Origin of the sequence: Streptomyces sp. NPDC087310 (assembly GCF_044744405.1) — a bacterium.
Classification (GTDB): domain Bacteria; phylum Actinomycetota; class Actinomycetes; order Streptomycetales; family Streptomycetaceae; genus Streptomyces.
The window spans coordinates 949,500-971,542 of sequence record NZ_JBIUYF010000002.1; the positions used below are offsets into that span (position 1 = coordinate 949,500).

The window sequence follows — 22,043 nt, forward strand, 5'->3', positions numbered from 1 at the left end:
CTATGATCCGTTGTGTGCCCGAGATGACGACCGAGGACCACTACGCCAGCGCCGCACGACGTCATTACGACGACGCCCGGTACCTCTGCAAACGCAAGCGCTGGCCCAACGCCGACCACCATCTCGGCTTCGCGGCGGAGTGCGCCTTGAAGAGCCTGTTGCTGCGCTACACCGAGGCAAGCATGAAGCCGAAACCACCCAAGGGGAAGCAGGCGAACAGGCCCTGGATACCCAAGCCGACAGGCGGAGTGCAAGAGTACGGGCATCTCCCTTGGTCCGAAACGGAGTTGGCAGTTCTCGCAACCGGACGCCGGGGGCAGCACCTGCTGACCGCCCTCGGTGACCAACTCTCCGCCTTCGCTAACTGGACGGAGCAGGATCGCTACCACCACTGCGATCACATCACCGAGGCAACCGTCACCGCGCTGCACGACGCTGCCCAGTTCATCCTCGCCCTGCACGAGTCCGCTCGAATCACCGGAACCCTGGAAGTCTTCCATGAACGCCTCTGACGCCCCCGGCCGCGCTCCGGTCCGCTTCGACGAAGCCGGCCCCCGCGCCCTCGCGCTGGCCCGCTCCACGGGTGACGAAGGATTCGACGTCCTGCTCGTACGGGATGTGCTCGGCCGGTTCACCCTCATCGTCGACGACCGCCGACAGCCGGTGGACGACGAGACACAGGAACGCTGGCACAGCGCACTGGCCGATCGCCTTGGCGCATACATCACCTCCCAGCCGCTCACCCTGGCCTCCACGATGTTCGCCGCCGACACCTTGCTGGCCTCGCCGCGTGCCGTTCCGGACGCGCTGCGTCCCCCGGGCGGTGCGGGAAGCGTTCGGCTCCTGGACAACACGGTGGTCGGCGAGGACTGGGCGAAGGTGTCCGCACCGGACGACACACCTTCCGACTCCCGCCCATATCGCACGGCCATGTACGGGTTCAAGGGCGGGGTAGGACGTACCACCGCGACCGCGATGCTGGCCCGCCACCTCGCCGACCAGGGACTCGTAGTCCTCGTAGTGGACCTCGACCTGGAATCCCCCGGGGTGGGCCCGCTACTACTGGCCAAAGACCAGCTCCCGACGTACGGGCTGGTGGATCACCTGGTGGAGTCGGCGGTCTCCGACCCGGATGACCTCGACTTGGTGGCCAACAGCAATTACAACGCGCGAAACAGACTTGGCGAGCTGTGGGTAGCTCCGGCTCGCGGCAGGGGAACCGACGCCGCCCCGTACAGCTACGTCGACAAACTGAATCGTGTGTACGCTGATATTCCTGGCGCGTCCTTCGCCGATCGGCTGCGGCGCTCCGTGGAAGCCTGCGAAGCAGCTGTGGCCCGCGGTGACAGCGAGCGGCGCCCCGACGTCGTGCTGCTCGACAGCCGGGCCGGCATCCACGATGTCGCCGCAGTCACCATCTCGCGACTGTGTGATCTGGCGCTGCTCTTCGGCGCGGACAACTCCCAGACGTGGACGGGCTATCGGGATCTGTTCACCGCCTGGCAGACCTCGGGGCAGGCGGAGCGGATCCGTGAGCGGCTGAAGATGGTCGCCTCGATGGTGCCGGACTCGGCCCACCACTCCATGGACGCCTATCTCCAGTCGTTCCGCGGCCACGCCTTCGAGCACTTCAGCGCGACGCTGTACGACGAGCTTCCTGCGGACGACGCCGGCTCGGCCTCCGAGGTGTTCGCACCGTCGGAAAAGGACAAAGCCGCTCCGCACTACGCGATCCCGATCCTTTTCGAACCCGGCCTGGTCAGCATGGACGCACTCAAATCCCCCTCCTGGCAGAACCGCGCCTTCGTGCAGGCCGCTTACCGCGACTTCCTGCGAGTCGCAACGCCTCTGGTCACGGACGGCCGCGTCGGCGCGATCGACTCCGAGGACGAGGGAACGGCTCCGTGACCGAACCGATCCAGACGGAGGAGTACCGCGAGCTGCTGTCCGAGGCGCTGGACGAGGCCGTGGACGCCGACACCAGCCCGCCGACCCCGAATACCCTCTTCATGCCGGACTCGCACCGCACGGCGCTCTACGTCGACAACACCGTGGTGCTCGGTGGCCGTGGCGTCGGGAAGACCTTCTGGTACCGCTCGCTCCTCGACGACCGGCTGCGCGCCTACGCCGCCGAGGAGTACCGGATCAACCGTCTGAACCGCCTGACCGTCTCGCCAGGACACGGCGCGGACATGGACTCGGCCCGCTACCCCAGCCGGATGCTCCTGAGCCGGCTGATCGACGACGGCACCGACCCGTACACGCTCTGGTACGCGGTCCTGCTCACCGCGCTCGGCCAACCCGAGGTGTGCGCGCTGACCGACTGGCGGGACCGGGCCGCCTGGGTGCACAGCCACCCCGGCCCCGCACAGCTCACCGTGGAACAGGCCGACCGGGAGGCCCACAGGGAAAACACCGTACGGCTGCTGCTCTTCGATGCCCTGGAACATCTGCACCCCCAGCCCGCCGAACGGGACCAGATGGTCGCGGCGCTGCTGCGGCTCGCCCTGGAGATGCGGATCGGCACCCGGAACATCCGCTTCAAGGTCTTCCTGCGGCCTGACATGTTCCGCAACGCGACACTGCTCTTCCCCGACGCCTCGAAGCTGGCCGGAACCGCCACCGACCTGCCCTGGGCCCCGGTCAACCTGTACGGGCTCCTTTTCCATACCCTCGGCAACCAGGACAGCGAGATCGCACGCCGCTTCCGCACGGTCACCGGTGGCTGGCAGCCCGATACCGACGGCCTCCGGTACACCCCGCCGTCCGGCCTCAGCGGCGACAGGAAGGCGCAAGCCGATCTCTTCACCCAGATTGCCGGACCTTACATGGGCAGCAACTTCCGCAAGGGCTCCACCTACAGCTGGTTGCCCAATCACCTCATGGACGGCAAGGAGGTGATCAGCCCCCGCAGTTTCCTCAAGACCCTCGCCGTCGCGGCCGCCGTGACCCGTGACGAGTACGCCACGCACGACTGGGCACTGCACTACGAGGCGATCCAGAAGGGAGTCCAGAAGGCGTCCGAAGTACGGGTCCGAGAGGCAGCCGAGGATCTCCCCTGGACCGCGAGGGCGGTGACACTCCTCAAAGGACTCCAGGTACCCATCGGGCGGAACTGGGTCCGCCACCACTGGACCGAGGCCGGACTGCCGGACCTGCTGCGCGAGGACATGGCTCGCTCCGCGACCGCCGGTGACCAACAGGAACCGCGCACCGGCCCACGCGACCCCAACGATCTTGACGGCCTCATCAACGAACTGGTCGACCTCGGTCTGATGTCGGAACGCAGCGAGAATCGTGTCGACATGCCCGACATCTTCCGCCTCTATCTGGGGGTCGGCCGCCTGGGCGGGGTACGCAAGGCGCCCTGAGACGGCTCGGGCCGATGTCGGGTTCGCCCTGCTGGCAGGATGGGGGAGGCCGAAGCCGTGGGAGCAACACGGCAGGCGTCTCCCGAACGAAGGAACGAGGTCCCGCAGGTGTCGTCCGAGGATGTCCGCACGTCAGGCACGTTGCTGGATCACGAAGCGCTGCTCAAGGATCTACAGAAGCAGGTCGCCCTCCTCCAGGACGACCTGCGGAAGCGCGCGGGGGAAGAAACGGAGTTCGCGACGGCGCTGCGGGCCGAGTACGACGAAGCCGTCGAGTCCGAGCGGACGACGGGCGCCATGTACGAGACGTGGCTGGAGGACCGGGTGGTCCAGGTCGCCGCGGCCTGGGTCCTCTCCTGTGTCTTCGTCCGGTTCAGCGAGGACAACGGACTGATCTCCGACGCCCTGCTCTCCGGCCCCGGAGACCGCCTCACCGAGGCCCAAGACCACCACGACGCGTACTTCCGGACCAACCCCGAGCGCAACGACCGCGACTGGCTGCTGCACGCCTTCACCACGCTCGCCGACGCCCACCCCACGGCGGCCGGCCTCTTCGACCGGTCCCACAACCCGCTCTGGGAGATCACCCCCTCCTACGGGGCCGCCACCCGCCTCCTCGCCTTCTGGCGCGAGCGCGGCGCCGACGGCACGATCCGCCATGACTTCAGCAGCGACGACCTCGACACCCGCTTCCTCGGCGACCTGTACCAGCACCTGTCGGAGCACGCCCGCAAGGCGTACGCATTGCTGCAGACCCCCCCATTTGTCGAGAAGTTCATCCTCGACCTCACTCTGGAACCGGCCATCGAGGAGTTCGGGCTCGCCCCGGCGTGGAAGCACCGGCCGGACGGCTGGACGGGGGAGCTTTACGGGGATGGCGCGGACGCGGAAGTGCGGGGCCTGCGCTGCATCGACCCTGCCTGCGGATCCGGACACTTTCTGCTCGGCCTCTTCAAGCGGATCCTCGCGAAATGGCGGGACGAGGAGCCCGGCACCGAGGACATGCTGCTGATCCGGCGCTCTTTGGAGTCCGTCCACGGCGCGGACAAGAACCCGTTCGCCGCCTCCATCGCCCGCTTCCGGCTACTCGCCGCCGCACTGCAGGAGTGTGGGGTACGGGGCCTCCGTGGGGCGCCAAAGCTGCCGATCCGGGTGGCGATCGGCGACTCGCTCCTTCACGGGCGGGACGCCGGACAGGAGGCGGACGCGACGCTTGACGAGGCGGAACGGGGTGAGGTCTTCACGTACCGGACCGAGGACATCAAGGAGTACCAGGCCGAGGTCGACCTGCTCGGCCGGGGCTCGTACCACGTGGTCGTGGCAAACCCGCCGTACATCACGGTCAAGGACAAGCAGGAGAACCAGAACTACCGGAATGTGTACTGGGCCTGCTCCGGGAAGTATGCGCTGTCCGTCCCGTTCGCGCAGCGCATCTTCGAACTGGCGCAGCGGGCGAGCGGCAGCGGGCGGGACGGCGGGTTCACGGGGCAGATCACGGCGAATTCGTTCATGAAGAGAGAATTTGGGAAGGTCCTGATCGAGTCGTACTTCCACGGGGGAACGTACAAGGATCCCAAAAACAAGCGCAAGCGGGACTTCCCTGGGGTCGAGCTTTCACACATCATCGACACGTCCGGGGCGTACATTCCGGGGCACGGTACTCCGACGGTGATTCTGGCCGGCAGGAACCAGTTCGCAAGGCAGGGGAAGTCGATTCGGGCAGTCCTCGGAGTGCGGGGCGAGGCGAGCATTCCGAAGGACGGGGCACTGGGGCCGGTCTGGGTTTCCATTACGGAGCTGGTCGGAAAGCCAGGGAGCGAGTCGGAGTGGGTGAGCGTCGAGGATGCGGAGCGGGGGCGCTTCGCTCCGTTCCCTTGGTCGCTGAGCGGGGGCGGCGCGGGCGCCACGATGGCAGCCATCGAGTCAGCAGGACGCCAGAGGCTGTCCGACCGTGCGGACTCCATGGGAATCACCTCCGTCACAGGAGAAGACGACCTGTTCCTGCTTCCACGCAACGGCGCAGCGGCACGACTCGGAGTGGAGTCCACAATTCCGCTCATTACAGGCGACGTCATCCGGGATTTCTCACTGGAGCCAGAGTTCGATTCCATCTGGGTGTATGACAGCGATTTCAAAACACTGCCATTCAGCTCCATCGGAACGACGCAAAAGGCACTCTCCCCGTACCGAATCTCAATTTCTTCACGAAAGCGATTCGGCACACCCATGCTCGAACGTGGAATGTCTTGGTATGAGTGGCAGGAGATCTACCCGAATAAACTTCGAAACCCTCTTTCCCTGACTTTCTCATTCGTCGCCACCCATAACCACTTCGTCCTAGACCGGGGCGGGAAGGTGTTCAAACAGTCCGCCCCGGTGATCAAGCTGCCTGAGGGGGCGAGCGAGGAACATCATCTCGAACTATTGGGGGTGCTAAATTCTTCGTCGGCCTGTTTCTGGCTTAAGCAGGTGAGTCAGGCCAAGGGTGGCGCAGATAATTCCAGCGGGGGTGGTAATCGTTGGGCTCCTGAAGCGTGGATTTCTCACTACGAATTCACCGGCACCAAGCTCCAGGAATTCCCCCTCCCGGACAACCTCCCCCTGCCCCACCCCCGCGCCCTCGACACTCTCGCCCAATTGTTCGCCACCCACGAGCCCTCCACCCTCGCCGCCGCCCCCGGCCCTCCCCCGACCCGCGCCGCCCTCGATGCCGCCAGTGACACCCAGGAGGCCATCCGTGCCCGCATGATTCTGATCCAGGAGGAGCTGGACTGGTACGTGTACGGGTCCTACGGGCTACTCTCGCCTTCTGAGGTCGCCCGCACCACGCTTCCCGGGGACCTGGCGGACGTGCTGGCGAAGCTGGCCGATCCGAGCTCGGCGCCTGCCGACGCCCCCGCCGACCTCGCCCTCGGTCAGCGTGCCTTCGAGATCGCGCTCGCCCGCCGCGTCCTCGCAGAGAACGACGAGACCGCGTGGTTCGAGCGGCACGGTTCGAGGCCGGCGTACGTGATTCCGGACACCTGGCCGGAGACGTACAAAAAGATCGTCCAGGCACGCCTCGATCTGATCGAGGCGAACAAGAACATCCGCCTCCTGGAACGCCCCGAGTACAAGCGGCGCTGGCAGTTGGTGGAGTGGTCGAAGCGCGAAGCCACCGCCGTACGCTCCTGGCTCCTCGACGCCACCGAGCGAAGGGAGCTCTGGTACGAGGAGCGCAACGGCTACGACGCGCCGCGTGCCCTCACTGTGAACCAGCTCGCGGACGCCCTCCGCGGCGACGAAGAGGTGCAGGCGGTCGCCGCGCTGTACGCCGCCGACCACCTCGACGACCGCGACGCCTCACTGGCCACCGTCCTGAAAGCCGCCGTGGAGGCCGAGCACGTGCCCTACCTGGCCGCTCTGCGCTACAAGGACTCCGGTCTGCGCAAGCGCGAGCAGTGGGAGCAGGTCTGGCATCTTCAGCGTGAGGAGGACCGGACCGGGGAGCGGCTGGGCATCAAGCCACCGCCGAAGTACAGCGGCGCCGACTTCCTCCGGCACTCCTACTGGTCGAACCGGGGCAAGCTCGACGTGCCCAAGGAGCGGTTCGTCTCCTACCCGGGGGCGTCCACCGACACCGATCCCTCGATGCTGCTCGGCTGGGCCGGTTGGAACCGCCGCGAGCAGGCCGAAGCCCTGGTCAACCTGGTCCAGGACCGCAACGAGCAGGACGGCTGGCCAGTAGAGGACCCCCGCTACGTGCCGCTCCTGGCGGGCCTGCGGGAGCTCATGCCGTGGGTAGAGCAGTGGTACGACGCGCACGACGAGGAGTGGGACGGCAACCCGGCCGAGGAATTCCGGACCGCCCTGGAGAAGGGCCGCGCCGACCGCCACCTCTCGGATGCGGACCTGTCCGCGTGGCGGCCGGAGAAGAAGCGCGGGTTCCGTGGCGGATCCACCGGCGGCTGATCTCGTCACCCACCCGCGCCCACCTTGCTGAGCTGGCAAGATGGAACAGTTGTGACCGGTCTGGACGGCCGGTGGTGCACGGCGGGCAAAATAGTGGGAGCGGCTGATGGCCAGGGGCAGTGAGATCACGCTGAGGGACGTCCTCGACATCAAGGAGGACGTCCTCGCCGGCGACTTCAAGGTCGAACTGTCGAGGGGTTTCAGCGGTTCCGCCGCGGGTTCGGTCGAGGAGTATGTCGTCACCGAGCAGCTGCGGAGGGAGTTCGACACCGCGCTGCGCCTGGTCCGCAGCGCGGTAAAGAAGAACAAGTCGCACGCCGCCTACCTGCACGGATCGTTCGGTGCGGGTAAGAGCCACTTCCTCACCGTGCTGCACGCGGTGCTCAACGGGGAGCCTGCGGTACGTGCCAAGCCGCGGCTGCGCGAGGCGGTCGCCGAGCACGACGACTGGCTGCCGGGCAAGAAGTTCCTCATGGTGCCGTACCACCTGGTCGGCGCCGTGAACCTGGACTCCGCGCTGCTCGACGGCTACGTGAAAACGGTGCGGGCCCTGCATCCCGGTGCCCCGGTCCCGCCCGTGCACAAGGCGGACTTCCTGCTCGCCGACGCCCGCGCCATGCGGGAGACCCTCGGCGACGACATGTTCGTCACTCTGCTGCCGTCCGCGGCGCCCGCCGCCCCTCAGCCCGTCGCAACCGACGACGACGAGGGGGACCTCACGCCGATCGGTTCCGTCCCCGCCGCAGCCTGGACAGGCGAGCTGCTTGACGCCGCCTTCGCCGCGCCTCCCGGCGACCAGCGCCGCGAAAACTTGGTCGCGGCACTGGTCAACGGGCCAATGAAGTCGTACACGAGCAACGCGCAGGGCGTCGCCGCCTCCTTCGTGTCGCTGGACGACGGGCTGAGCGCGATCAGCAAGCACGCACGCGATCTCGGCTACGACGGTGTGGTGCTCTTCCTGGACGAGCTCATCCTGTGGCTCCAAGCGCGGATGCGGGAGCGGACCTTCGTCAACGACGAGATCCAGAAGCTGGTCAAGCTGATCGAGTCCGCCAACCCCGACCGACCGGTGCCGATCATCTCGTTCATCTCACGGCAGCGAGATCTGTCGCAGCTGGTCGGCTCCGACATCCTCGGCTCCGACGTGAAGAACATGGAGCAGGCGCTCGAATACCTGAAGGAGCGCGTCAGCGTCGTCAACCTGGAGGACCGCAACCTCCCCGACATCATCAAGGAGCGGGTCCTCAAGCCCCTTCCAGGGCAGGACGCCGTCCTGGACCGCGCATTCGCCGGTATCGACAAGTCAGGCCAGCTCGTCAAGGACGTCCTCCTCGACGGGGGCGGTGCCACGCAGGCGACCTGGGAGGACTTTCGTTCCGTCTACCCGCTCTCGCCCGCCCTGCTCAACGTCCTGGTCGCACTGTCCGGCGCGCTGCAGCGGGAGCGCACTGGTCTGAAGCTGGTCCAGCAGCTCCTGGAGAAGAACGCCGATGCCGCCGTCGGACTGCTGATTCCGCTCGGGGACCTGTGGGACGTCCTGGTGGACGGCATCGGGGCGGCCTTCACCGACAAGCTGAAGCACGAGGCGGAGTCCGCCAGGCTCTTCCACGGCCGGGCCCGCCACCATCTCCTGGAGAAGTACGGGGCGACCGACCACCCGGACTTCCTGGCCGACGAACGGTTCGTCAAGACACTGCTGCTCGCCGCGCTCGCGCCTGACGTGCCCGCTCTGCGCCGGCTGACCGGGGGGCGTCTCGCCGCCCTGAACCACGGGTCGGTGCGCTCGCGGACCGTACCCGTCAAGGACAAGGTCATCGACCGGATGCGGGCCCTCCAAGCGGAGTTCCCCACCGAGCTGCGCTCCGAGGGGGAGGGCGATCCGGTCTTCTCCTTGCACCTGTCCGATCTGGATGTGGAGCCGCTGCTCGACGCTGTCGCCGGCGAGGACAAGGCCGGAGTGCGCCGGGTGTGGCTGCGTGACCGGCTCTGGGAATTGCTCGGTGTCAAGGACGGCCGGATCCTCGCCGAGAAGGAGATCATCTGGCGGGGTACCAGGCGGACCGCCGAATTCGTCTTCGGTAACGTCAGGGATGCCCGTGACGTGCCAGACGAGCAGTTCGCCCCGGCAACCGAGGGCAATATCCGATTCGTCGTCGACTACCCCTTCGATGAGGACACCTTCTTCCCCAGTTACGACTACCAGCGGGTGAAGGACCTCATCAAGGCCGGCCACGAGGCGCCGACCCTGGTGTGGCTGCCGGACTTTTTCTCCGAGCAGCGCAAGGCCCAGCTGGGTCGGCTGATGCGCATTCTGTTCCTGCTCGAACGCGACCGGCTGGCCGAGTACACCCGCAACTACCCGCCGGACGACCGGGCCAAGGCCCGCCGTCAGCTGGAGGTCGGCCGGGAGACTCTCACCCGTACTCTGACCGGCGCGCTCGCCGAGGTGTACGGCATCGCAGCTGTCAAGGACGGCACCCGCGGAGCGGAGGTCCCCGACGGGGAACACGTGCTGTCCCTCGAACCGCGCTTTCGGCATCCTCAGCCCGAAGGGGGGAACACGTTCTCCGATAATGTGCGGCACCTCGCCGACGGTCTGTTCGCCGCGCTCCACCCTCAGCACCCCGACTTTGGCAACGACCCGAAAACGGGGCAGCCGAAGGCCGTCACTGCCGGCGAGATCAAAACCACGCTGGAGTGGTTCACCAAGGCAATGGACGATGGCGGCCGGGTCGAGGTCGACGACCACCACCTCAGAACCGTCAAACGGATCGCCGAACCCCTGGAGTTGGGCACCGTCCACGACGGGCCTCTGGTCCTGCGTGCGGACTGGCGCACCCGGATCAACCAGGCTGCCGGGCGGGACGCGGAGACCCGGGACACCTCGGTTCTCCCAGTGGAGGACATCCGCCGGTGGATCGTGAGGGACCTGGGCTACAGCGGTCTGGAGAAGCAGACCAGCAACCTGGTCATCGCCGCGTACGCCCTGCTCGACGACCGGGCCTGGGAGTACCACTCCGGCCCCGCGCAGGCCGCACCGGTACTGGCCGAGATCGGGCCCGGTTGGGCGCTGCGCTCGCAGCCGCTGCCGAGCGACGACGAGTACGCACAGGCCCGGGACCGTGCCGGACGTCTGTTCGGAATCTCGTCCAAGCCCGCGAAGTACGCCCGCACCGTGAACAAGCTCGCCGAAGAGGTCAGGGAGAAGGCTGAGGTCTACGAGAAGGCCGTGGGCGGGGTGCGTGCCTCGCTGGACCGTCACGCCGACCTTCTCGGCCTGGGCGACGGGCAGCCGTACCCGCGCTCCGGCCTGCTACGCGAGGCCAACAGCCTTCTTGCCAGGATTGGTCTGCACAGCAAGGACGCGACCGGTCTGGTGCGGGAACTCGCCACCGCCTCGTACGACAGCACGGAACGGGATCTGTCGACCACAATGGACACCGCCGTCGATGTACTGGCCGCGCTGGACGACACGGACTGGCGACTGCTCGGCAGTGTCCGTGACCTGTCCGCCCGGGATGATTCAGTGGGCGACCGCGCCCAGCGGCTCCTCGGCCAGATCGCGGAGGCGGCCCGTGCTTCGGAGTTCGAGCGCTCGCTGGTACCCGCCCTCGGCTCGGTCCGGGAGACCGCGCTGGCTATCGTGGACGCGGCGCTCAGAGTGGAGCGGGCTCCTGCTCCGGCCGAACCAACCCCACCCTCGCCCACTGCCGGGCAGATCTCACTGGGGGAAGGCGGCAGCCCTTCCGTTCCGTCCACGCACCCGGTGCGGCCGTCGGACGGCAGCTCCTCGCCCGGTCCCGGCGACGGTGCCGGATCCGTCGCCGGGACCGGGGCGGGCTCGGCCCGGGCGCAGGCCGCCCGAAGGTTCCTCTCTCCCGGAACGACCTCCCTGGAAGCCGCCCTTGCCAATGAACTGGCCGCCGTACGGCGCGAAATCGAGGAGTTCCGCAGTGCGCATCCCCAGGTGACGGTGGAGATCGCCTGGCGAGCGGTGCACGACGGCGAACACACGCCTAAGGACTCCGCCTGATGGCGGCCCGGCCGGCCGTTGGACGGCGTGCCATCGAGGTCCTCCTGGAGTCGGAACTCCCGTCCGCCGGCGGAAGATGCCTGGTCCTGGTCGACGCCGTGTTCGAGGGAGGTGAACAGGACAGCGAGTTCACGCTCCGCGTCGACGGCGAGAACAGGCGAGTCCGGATCACCAGCCAGGACTCCCCCCTAGGAATCTCCGACGCCTGGCGGCGCCATCTCACCGACGGGAGCAGCGTGGACCTGGGTGACGGCGAGGACTCGGGCCATCACGGCGACAGCGTGCTCGTCGTCACCAGCGGCGTTCCGGTCGACCAGCTCGGCTGGGACGTCCGTGCCCACGCCGTGCGTCGGCGGCCGCTCACCGTCAACCGGGCAGATATCGTCAAGCAGCTCTTCGGGGCCACCGACCTCGACACCCGCATGGTCGGCGAGTCCTGGCTGCTCGACGCCCTCCTTGAGGCCGAACCGGTCGACGGCTGGCCGCACAGCGGCGCCGTACTGACGCGGGACCGGGCGATCCAGGCACTGATCGCCGCCCGGCTCAAGCTGGGCGATATCCAGGCCAACACCCTCGATCTCGACGCAGACACGCTGTTCGCGTGGACCCGCGGGCCGGCCGGACCGGCGCTGTTCGCGGCTCTGCCCTCCGCCGAACGGACGGGCCTGGGCAGCTGGCTCGGGACGACTGTGGGCCCTGCGGCTCCCACCCTGCTCGCATTGGCCGCAGACGGCCGGGGACGCGACGCGCTCCCCCTGGGAGTCCTCGCGTCGGCCGCGCTCACTTCCAGTTCCGCGGAGCCCGCGGGTTTCACCCTGGGCACGCTGTTCGGCAGCGCTCTGTCCTCGTTCGACGCGCTCAGGCCGTTCTCGGAGGCGGCGACCGGTGTCGTCACCCGTTGGATCGCGCAGGCCGAGGGCACGGGAACGCAACGTCGCGAGGCCCGCGACCGTGTGCTGGCCGTCCTCGAACGTGCCGATCAGCTCGCCGCGGACTCCCGCCTCGCCGAGCTGATCGGCACGGACCGCCTCCTGCCCTCCGGATACCGCGCCCGGCTGCAGTCACTCACCACCGTTCTGCACGGCCGCGCCCCGCGCGCCGAAGCCGCACTGCGTGACCTGACCGACCACTATCTCGCCGCTCTCAACGCCGAATCCACCGACCGCGCGCACACTGCGGTCCGGCTGGTCCGCTGGCTGAACGCACCAAAGCCACAGGTGACTTCGGTGTCCCAGACGGTACGGGAACACCTGGCGTCGACCGCCTGGGTCGACCTTGCGGTCAGCGTCCTCGCCGAGGGCGACACCTCGCGCGACGCGGCCCTCTCCGACTCCTACCACCGGCTCATCAAGGCCGTACGCAAGCGCCGGGACGCCCTGGACGAAGAGTTCGCCCACGCACTCGCGCTGTGGACCGAGACGGCCTCGCAGCAGGCGCCCGGGGATTCCCTGCTCATCGAGGACGTCCTGGGCGAAGCCGCCGCCCCGCTCGCCCGCGACGGCGGCCGCCCGCTGATCCTCGTCCTGGACGGGATGAGCGCGGATGTGGCCGTCCATCTGGCAGCCGAGCTGGACCGCCGCGTCTGGACCGAAGTGGTGCCGAAGCCCGGCGCCGGCCGCGAGGCCGCCCGCCAGGCAGCCGTGTCCATGATCCCTTCCGTCACGAGGATCAGCAGAGCTTCCCTACTGTGTGGGAAGGCCAGCGAGGGCGGGCAGAGCGTCGAGCGCATGGGCTTCGAGACCTTCTGGAAGAAGCGGCGGCGTGAGGCCCAGCTGTTCCACAAGGGCGGGTTCGAAGGGCTTCCCGGGCACCGTCTCAGCCCTGATCTCGTACGGGCTCTGGCCTCCGACGACGTGGTCGCCGTCGTACTCAACACCATCGACGACGCCCTGGACGACGGCCGGGAGGCAGCACGCGGCCGGTGGCGAATCGACGACATTGCCAAGCTGCCCGATCTACTGAACGCGGCGCGCGACTACGGCCGCCCCGTCCTCCTCGTCTCGGACCACGGTCACGTCTTGGACCGCACTCCTCGCGATCACCGGCAGCCGGAGGCAGCCGGAGCGGGCGGGGCTCGCTGGCGCACTGGAGCGGCACAGGCCGGCGAAGTGGAGTTGACCGGCCCGCGCGTGCTCACCTCGGGCGGCCGGGTCACCGCGCCCTGGCGTGAGGACCTGCGCTACACCGCTCGGAAGGCCGGATACCACGGCGGGGTCTCGCTCGCCGAGGTCGTCATCCCAGTGATCGCTCTGGTGCCCGCCGAAGGGCCGGTCCCGTCCGGGTGGACCCTGCTGCCGACCGAACGCACCCAGCCCGACTGGTGGCTGGGCAGCGTCCCGAGTGCCGCACGGGCCACCACCCCTGACGAGCCCGTGCCAGCTCCTTCCGGGCAGCCGGCCCCAGGCATGTTCCTACTTCCCGGCCAGGGCACGCTGGGCGAGCGGACCGTGCAGAGCGACGCCTACGAGGCACAGCGTGAGTTCGTCCGCCTCGCACCGCCCGAGCGAGCCGTCGCCGCCGTCATCGACGCGCTGGTCGACGCGGGCGGGAAGCTGTCCCCCGGTGCAGTGGCCGCTGCGGCCCAGGCCGCCACCGGCAAGTCGCAGCGCAATCCCGAACGTTTCGCCACCGTGCTGGAACGCCTTCTCAACGTGGATGGCTATGCCGTGCTCCGCCTTGTAGAGGCAGGCCGCACCGTCCAGCTCGACAAGGCGTTGCTCCAGCAGCAGTTCCTGGGAGACACACCATGAGCGCCCCCGACATCAGCGCAGCGCGGCGCAAGGACGTAATCGACGCCCTGCGGCGCGGCACCGTGCCGCAGGCCGGCCTGGGCCTGTTCGCCGTCGGCCTGCAACGCTTCGAGGCCAGCCTCGACGACGACCTGGACACCGTCACACGCGGCGGGGCCGCCTTCCACGCACTACGTGGCGAGTACGGCTCGGGCAAGACCTTCTTCGCCCGCTGGCTCGCGGAGCGCGCCAAACGGCGCGGGCTCGCGATCAGCGAGGTGCAGATCTCCGAAACCGAGACGCCCCTGCACCGCCTCGAAACGGTCTACCGGCGGCTCGTCGAGCGCCTCACCACCTCCACGCATCAGCCCTCCGCGCTCAGGGCCATCATCGATTCCTGGTTCTACGCGCTGGAGGAAGAAGTCCTCGCCACCGGCGAGGTGTCCGACGATGACGAGAAGGCTCTGGCCCAGGCCGTCGACCAGCTCCTGGAGCGCAGACTCGCCGACGTCGCCCGCACCACCCCCGCATTCTCCGCCGCCCTGCGCGGCTACCGTCAGGCCGTCGCGGACGACAACGGTGCCCACGCCGAGGCACTCATCGCCTGGCTGGCGGGCCAGCGTTCGGTCGCCGCTTCCGCGAAGCGGGCCGCCGGCATCCGCGGCGACCTCGACCACTTCGCCGCCCTCGGATTCCTCCAGGGGCTACTGACCGTCCTGCGCGACTGCGGCCACCCGGGTCTGCTGCTCGTACTCGACGAAGTGGAGACCCTGCAACGAGTACGCGGCGACGTCCGGGAGAAATCACTCAACGCACTCCGCCAGCTTCTCGACGAGATCGACGCCGGACGGTTTCCGGGTCTCTTTCTCGTCATCACCGGCACCCCCGCCTTCTACGACGGACAGCAAGGCGTGCAGCGTCTCGCGCCCCTCGCTCAACGCCTGGCTACCGACTTCACCACCGATCCCCGCTTCGACTCGCCACGCGCCGTACAACTGCGCCTGCCCGGTTTCGACCTGGCCTCGCTCGGCGACCTCGGCCGCAAGGTACGCGACCTGTACGTAGGCGGTGCCCAGCACCCTGACATCCTCACCGCTCGGGTCGACGATGCCTACCTCGACGAACTCGCCGCCGCACTCACCGGTTCCCTCGGAGGCAAAGTCGGCATCGCACCCCGCCTCTACCTGCGAAAACTCGTTGCCGACGTGCTGGACCGCGTCGATGAATTCGAAGACTTCGATCCCCGTCGGCACTACTCCCTCACCCTGAACACCTCCGAACTCAGCGAGACCGAACGCAGCGCGGCCACCGGCGCCGGAGACATCGCGCTGGAACTGCCATGACCACTCCAGCAGACGTGTTCGATCTCCTCGATCCAGTCCTGGGGCACCACATCGTCAACTCCCTCGGCTGGCGCTCCCTACGCCCCCTGCAGGAACAAGCCATCGAGCCTCTCCTAAGCGGACAGGACACGGTTCTCCTGGCCCCCACCGCCGGCGGGAAGACGGAGGCCGCCGCCTTCCCTCTGCTGACACGCATGAACCAGCGAGGCTGGAAGGGCACCAGCGTTCTGTACGTATGTCCGCTCAAGGCTCTCCTGAACAACCTCCACCCGCGCCTTGAGACCTACGCCGACTGGCTGGGCCGAACCGTCGGGCTCTGGCACGGTGACATCGCGAGCACAAAGCGGCGCCGCATCCTGACCCAACGGCCCGACATCCTGCTCACCACCCCGGAATCGCTGGAATCTATGTTGGTGAGTACCCATGTCGACCACCGCGCCTTCTTCAGCGGCCTGCACAGCATCGTCGTCGACGAAGTCCACGCCTTCGCCGGTGACGACCGAGGCTGGCACCTACTGGCCGTACTGGAACGACTCACACGCGTCACCGGGCGCCCACTCCAGCGGATCGGCCTGTCCGCAACCGTCGGGAACCCCGACGACCTGCTGACCTGGCTCCAGGGCTCCGGACACGGCACCCGCCCGGGCCAGGTCGTCGCTCCCCATCTGGCAGACGAGCAGCGTGAAGCGCTCCGCCACGCGGCAGAGGGAACGGTCCCGGCCCATCCTCCTGGTGACATTGAACTCGACTACGTGGGGTCTGTCTCCAACGCCGCCACTGTCATTGCCGCGCTGCACCGCGGCGAGAAGCGACTCGTCTTCTGCGAGAGCCGCCGCACCGTCGAGGAACTCGGCGAACAGCTCCGCCTGAGAGGGATCACCACCTTCCTCTCCCACGCCTCCCTCTCTGTCGACGAACGGCGCCGTGCCGAAACAGCATTCGCCGAGGCCCGGGACTGCGTCATCGTCTCCACCAGCACACTCGAACTCGGCATCGACGTAGGCGACTTGGACCGGGTGATCCAACTCGACGCCCCCGCTACCGTCGCCTCATTCCTCCAACGCATCGGACGGACCGGCCGCCGGCCGGGCACTCTCCGCAACTGCTTGTTTCTCTCGGTGAGCGAGGAGGCCCTGCTCTCCTCGGCGGCTCTGCTCCTGCAGTGGTCCCGCGGCTGGGTCGAACCCGTCATCGCTCCCCCAGAGCCTCGTCACCTGATCGCCCAGCAGATCCTCGCGCTATGCCTCCAGGAGCACCGGGTCGGCGAAAACCTCTGGCAGCAGTGGTGGAACGGACTCACCCCGTTCCACGCAGGAGCCGAACGTGTCGTCAACCACCTCGTCCAGGAGGGCTATCTGGACCAAGACGGCGGCCTGCTGTTCATCGGCCCCGAGGCCGAACGGCGCTACGGGCACCGCCACTTCATGAATCTCACCGCCGTCTTCACCGCGCCCCCTGAGTTCACCGTGTTCAACGGCCGCACCGAAATCGGTCGCACCGACCCCGATCTGCTCACCGAGGAGATCAAAGGCCCCCGCCGACTCCTGCTCGCGGGCCGCAACTGGCAGGTGACGTACATCGACTGGCACCGCAAGCGCTGCTTCGTGGAACCGGTCGACGAAGGCGGGCGCGCCCGCTGGAACGGGTTCGGAGCCGAGCGCGTCCGCTCCTTCACCCTCACTCGTGCGACCAGGGACGTCCTACTGGGAGAAGACCCTCCGGTACGCCTCACCAACCGGGCCTCTCTGCGGCTCACAGAAGCACGCGAGATGTTCCTGGACACGGTCCACCCCGGCGGAACACTGATCGTCCGGCGCGGCGGCGGGGACGTTCGATGGTGGACCTGGGCCGGGCACCGCGCGAACGCCACACTGTCCGCCACGCTCCCCTCCGTCGTCGTTCCGCACCGCCGAACGAACGGCGACTGGATCCGGCTTCGCGAGGACCTCACACCGCCACGCTGGCAGAACGCCTTGCGCGACGCCCAAGCGAACCTCGCCCTCCCCCAAGTCGACGGCCACGCGATCCGCGGTCTCAAGTTCAGCGAGGCGCTCCCCTCCCGTCTGGCCGAGGCAACACTCGCCGCACGCCTCATGGACTCAACGGGCGCGGAAACCGCCCTCACTGAATCCATTCGGCTCTCCACGCTCACCGACAGGTAGTGAGGTTCCCCCGAGATGCGGAGTGTGGTGACAGAAGGTCAGATCTCGGCCATCAGCCTTGCACGTCTCCTCGAAAGAGTGCTGCAGCAGGGCCGCCGGCCAGTAGCGGGCTCCGTTAGCGGCGTAGTCGAGCATCTGCCCCACCACCTCGCGGCGGACCCTGGTGTCGGTGGCTCGCTTGACCTCCACCTGCAGCCCTTGCCCCAGCAAGAAAACCGGCTGATCCGTCACGTCCTGCCCCTTTCAGTGAGCCGTGGCCTCGACACGTAGCCACATTCACTCTGATTCATACCGGGAAGCGACACGGCAAGACCGAGAAGTCGCCCTGCACGAAGCCCACGCCGCCATGACCCAGCACCACGGATCTCGCACCGGTACTCGCCCAGCAGGCGTTTGCGAACCGCACATCCCCTCACCCACAAATGAGGCCATAACCGACAGCGCCACACCAACAAGCAGCAAAGGCAGGGCAGCAGGACTTCGCACCCGACGCCTGCCACCTGCAAGGACTCGCGCCTGACGCTCCATCAGAACGAGCGTCAAATGAGCGTCAAGATGCCTCGCGGAGCGTCATTTCAGCGTCAAGATATCGCCCGTAACGCCCACAATGCACATAGCACACACCACCCAAACCCGCAGGTCAGGCGCCCTTTTCGGCAGGCTCAAGGATCGCCACGCACTCCACATGGTGCGTCATCGGGAACAGGTCGAACGCCCGCAGCGTCCGCGGCTTGTACCCGCCCTCCCGGAAGTACGCCAGGTCGCGCGCGAGTGCCGCCGGGTCGCAGGCGACGTAGGCGATGCGGCGGGCGCCCAGGCCGGTGAGGTGTTTGACCGTCTGTTTGCCCGCGCCCGCGCGGGGCGGGTCCAGGACGATCAGGTCTGTTTCCGTGATGCGGGTGCGCGGGAGTACCTGGTCGACCTTGCCCTGTTCGATGCGGACCCTCGGGAGGTCCTTCAGGTTGTGGCGGGCGTCCTCGACCGCGCGTTTGCCGGATTCGATGCCGAGGACCGCGCCGCTCTCGCCGACGCGTTCCGCGATCGCCCCGGCGAACAGGCCGACCCCGCAGTACAGGTCGAGGGCGGTCTCGCCCTTCCTCGGCATCAGGCCCTGCATCACGGCCTCCACCAGCAGTTGCGGTGCCTGCGGGTGGACCTGCCAGAAGCCGCCCATGCCGACGCGGTACGTACGGCCGTCGGCGCGTTCGCGGACGAAGGCTCGGCCGTGGACGCGGTGCACCCCGCCGTCGTGCTCCTCCACCCGGAGGACGGAGACGGGCTTGTCCAGTTCCACCAGCGGGAGCCGGCCGCCCTCGCGCGGGGTGAGGACGACCTGGCGGTCGCCGGAGCCCGAGGCGGCGATGGCCTCGACCGTGGCGATCTGCGGCCATTCCCGGCGCTCGATGCCCAGTTCGCTGACGCCCTCCGTGGCGATCAGGCAGTGGTCGACCGGTTCCACGTCGTGCGAGCGGTGCTTGCGGAGCCCGGCGCGGCCCTTCTCGTCGACGGCGTACTGCACGCGCGAGCGCCACGCCGGCACCTCGCCCGCCGGGAGCTTGTCGCCGGGTGCGGGCATGACCGTACCGTCCCAGCCCGCTTCCTCAGGGGTGAGTCCGGCGAGCCGCTGGAGCTGTTCCGCGATGACCTCGCCCTTGAAGCGGCGCTGCGCGCCGGGCTTGGCGTGCTGCCAGTCGCAGCCGCCGCACCGCCCGGGGCCCGCGTACTTGCAGGGGGCCTCGACGCGGTCCTTGGAGGCGTCGAGGATCTCCACGGCGTCGGCGCGCAGGTAGCGCGAGTCCGCCTCGCCCTCCGTCACCCGGGCGCGGATCCGCTCGCCGGGCAGGGCGTGCCGTACGAAGAGCACCCGGCCCTCGTCGTTACGGGCGATGCAGTGGCCGCCATGGGCGACGGGGCCCACCTCGACCTCGTACTCCTCCCCGATCAGCGAAGCCTGCGGTTCTGTGCTCATGACGGGGTGGCTCCAAAAGATCAGGGGGAATCAAGGGGTACGGGCGTCCCGGCCGGACGACAGCCCACCAGTCTACGCGGCGGACTTCGGCCCCGTGTCCGGCCGGGACCGCCCCGTCACTCCCCCGGACCGGGGTCCTTCGGTCGCGCGTCGACCGGGCCGCGGCGCACCGCGCCCGGCGCGTTGTACATCCCGCGCCGCTTCGCCCGCTGCTTCGCCAGCTCCGAGGATTCGAGCTGGTACGGCACCGAGGTGACCATCACGCCCGGTGTGAAGAGCAGCCGCCCCTTGAGCCGCAGGGCGCTCTGGTTGTGCAGCAGGTGCTCGTACCAGCGCCCGACGACGTACTCCGGGATGTAGATGCTGATCGCGTCGCGCGGATTCTCGGTGCGCAGTCCGCGTACGTACTCGATGACCGGACGGGTGATCTCCCGGTACGGGGAGTCGAGGATCTTCAGCGGTACGTTGATGCCGCGCCGCTCCCAGTCCTCCCTGAGCGCCTTCGTCTCCGCCGCGTCGACGTTGATGGAGAGCGCCTCCAGGGTGTCCGAGCGCATCAGCTTGGCGTAGCCGAGGGCGCGCAGCGTGGGCTTGTGGAGCTTGGAGACCAGCACGATGGAGTGGACGCGCGAGGGCCGTACGGTGTCGGCGACCGAGTCCTCGGCGGCGGCGATCTCCGCGGCGACCCGGTCGTAGTGCTTGCGGATCGCGGTCATCGTGCCGTAGAAGATCACCATCCCGAGCAGGGCGACCCAGGCGCCGTGGGTGAACTTGGTGGCGAGGACGACGATCAGCACGAGCCCGGTGAAGAACGCGCCGAAGGTGTTGATCGCCCGGGAGCGGATCATGTGGCGGCGCTTGGCGACGTTCCGCTCGGTCCGCAGATGGCGGTTCCAGTGCCGGACCATGCCGGTCTGGCTGAGCGTGAACGAGACGAACACGCCGACGATGTAGAGCTGGATCAGCCGGGTCGAGTCGGCCCCGTACACGCCCACGAGAAGCGCGGCGGCCCCGGCCAGCAGCACGATGCCGTTGGAGAAGGCGAGCCGGTCGCCGCGGGTGTGGAGCTGGCGCGGCAGATAGCGGTCCTGCGCGAGGATCGAGCCGAGCAGCGGGAAGCCGTTGTACGCGGTGTTCGCGGCCAGGAAGAGGACGAGCGCGGTGGCCGCGGCGAGGAGGACGAAGAAGAACGTCCCGCTGCCGAAGACGGCGGCGGCGACCTGGGAGATCACCGGGTTCTGGACATAGCCGGAGCCGACCGGGACACCCCCGTTGATCAGGTCGGTGGCCGGGTTCTCGGCCATCTTCACGTCGGTGGCCATGGCCAGCCCGATGATGCCGCAGAACATGGTGACGGCGAGGCCGCCCATCAGGGCGAGCGTGGTCGCCGCGTTCTTGCTCTTGGGCTTGCGGAAGGCGGGAACACCGTTGCTGATGGCCTCGACGCCGGTCAGGGCGGCGCAGCCGGAGGAGAAGGCCCGCAGCAGCAGGAAGACCAGCGCGAACCCGGCGAGCCCCTGGTGCTCGGGCTTGATCTGGTAGTCGGCGGTGGGGGCCTGCATGGACTCGCCGAGGACGAGACCGCGGAAGGCGCCCCAGGCGATCATGATGAAGACGCCGCCGACGAAGACGTAGGTGGGGATCGCGAAGAGCTTGCCCGACTCGCGTACGCCGCGCAGGTTCATCAGGGTGAGCAGGACGATGACCGCGACGGCGCAGAGGACCTTGTGCTCGACTACGAACGGGATCGCGGAGCCGAGGTTCTCGATGCCGGAGGAGATCGACACGGCGACGGTCAGCACGTAGTCGACGAGGAGGGCGCTCGCGACGGTGAGGCCCGCTTTGGGGCCGAGGTTGGTCGTGGCGACCTCGTAGTCGCCACCACCGCTCGGGTACGCGTGCACGTTCTGCCGGTACGACGCCACGACCGTGAACATCAGGACGACGACGGCCAGGGCGATCCACGGGCTGAAGTGGTACGCCGACACCCCCGCGATGGACAGGACCAGGAGCACTTCTCCGGGCGCGTACGCCACCGAGGACAGCGGGTCGGAGGCGAAGACGGGCAGGGCGATGCGCTTGGGGAGGAGGGTCTCCCCCAGCCTGTCGCTACGCAGCGCCCGCCCGATCAGGATGCGTTTGGGCACGTCGGTCAGTTTGGACACGGAAGGGATCGTATGCGTTCGAACAGTGACGTGTGCGGGCACCACCCCCATCCGGTGTGCAACGGGTTCCGGGTCGCCCCACCGTGGTCGGGAGGTGTGCCGACGCCGACGCCTGGCGGCGGTCGCCACCCGGCCGGCACCCGTCACGCTCACACCCGGCCGGCATCCGTCATGCTCACACCGTCCGCGCCGGGCACCGGCCCGGCGTCGGCCTGTCGGTCCTTACCGATACGTTGGTCTCGGGCAACAGCGGGCGCCACCCCGGCCCCCGCGAGGGGGCCGCTCCGGGTTCCACCGGCATGATGGTGCCTGGCGACCGC

Annotated in this window: 10 protein-coding genes; 8 read left to right on the forward strand and 2 right to left on the reverse strand. The window is 68.3% G+C overall.

Translation table 11 applies throughout. From position 1 onward, the window contains the following. Nucleotides 1-14: 14 nt before the first annotated feature. From ACIO3P_RS09880 to ACIO3P_RS09915, 8 genes are all read left to right on the forward strand, one after another. A complete protein-coding gene (locus ACIO3P_RS09880) occupies nt 15-512 on the forward strand; it encodes a hypothetical protein (RefSeq protein ID WP_401848172.1) in 498 nt (165 codons plus the stop codon). Continuing rightward, nucleotides 499-1,908 carry a KGGVGR-motif variant AAA ATPase gene (locus ACIO3P_RS09885; RefSeq protein ID WP_401848170.1) on the forward strand — a complete coding sequence of 470 codons (1,410 nt, stop codon included), beginning with the start codon at nt 499-501 and terminating at the stop codon, nt 1,906-1,908. Before ACIO3P_RS09880 ends, ACIO3P_RS09885 begins: the two co-directional genes overlap by 14 nt. Further along, nucleotides 1,905-3,371 (forward strand): hypothetical protein, encoded by a 1,467-nt coding sequence (locus ACIO3P_RS09890; RefSeq protein WP_401848168.1) that lies wholly within the window; start codon nt 1,905-1,907, stop codon nt 3,369-3,371. The genes ACIO3P_RS09885 and ACIO3P_RS09890 overlap by 4 nt, the downstream gene beginning before the upstream one ends. Before the next feature lie 141 nt (nt 3,372-3,512). Beyond that, a complete protein-coding gene (gene pglX, locus ACIO3P_RS09895) occupies nt 3,513-7,322 on the forward strand; it encodes a BREX-2 system adenine-specific DNA-methyltransferase PglX (RefSeq protein ID WP_401848166.1) in 3,810 nt (1,269 codons plus the stop codon). A 106-nt stretch (nt 7,323-7,428) separates the two neighbouring features. Continuing rightward, nucleotides 7,429-11,355, forward strand: coding sequence for a hypothetical protein (locus tag ACIO3P_RS09900; RefSeq protein ID WP_401848164.1), 3,927 nt, complete (start codon nt 7,429-7,431; stop codon nt 11,353-11,355). Further along, nucleotides 11,355-14,105, forward strand: coding sequence for a BREX-2 system phosphatase PglZ (gene pglZ, locus ACIO3P_RS09905; RefSeq protein ID WP_401848162.1), 2,751 nt, complete (start codon nt 11,355-11,357; stop codon nt 14,103-14,105). The genes ACIO3P_RS09900 and pglZ overlap by 1 nt, the downstream gene beginning before the upstream one ends. Further along, a complete protein-coding gene (gene brxD, locus ACIO3P_RS09910) occupies nt 14,102-15,427 on the forward strand; it encodes a BREX system ATP-binding protein BrxD (protein WP_401848160.1) in 1,326 nt (441 codons plus the stop codon). Before pglZ ends, brxD begins: the two co-directional genes overlap by 4 nt. Further along, the gene (locus tag ACIO3P_RS09915) at nt 15,424-17,589 is read left to right on the forward strand and encodes a DEAD/DEAH box helicase (RefSeq protein WP_401848158.1); all 2,166 of its coding nucleotides are present in this window, start codon (nt 15,424-15,426) and stop codon (nt 17,587-17,589) included. Before brxD ends, ACIO3P_RS09915 begins: the two co-directional genes overlap by 4 nt. Nucleotides 17,590-18,229: 640 nt before the next feature. On the opposite strand, the gene ACIO3P_RS09920 is transcribed toward ACIO3P_RS09915, so the two are convergent. After that, complete coding sequence (locus ACIO3P_RS09920; protein ID WP_401848156.1) at nt 18,230-19,558, reverse strand: class I SAM-dependent RNA methyltransferase; 1,329 nt, start codon at nt 19,556-19,558, stop codon at nt 18,230-18,232. A gap of 116 nt (nt 19,559-19,674) precedes the next feature. Continuing rightward, on the reverse strand, nt 19,675-21,723 hold the full coding sequence (locus ACIO3P_RS09925; RefSeq protein ID WP_401848154.1) for an APC family permease: 2,049 nt from the start codon (nt 21,721-21,723) through the stop codon (nt 19,675-19,677). Between the last annotated feature and the right edge of the window lie 320 nt (nt 21,724-22,043).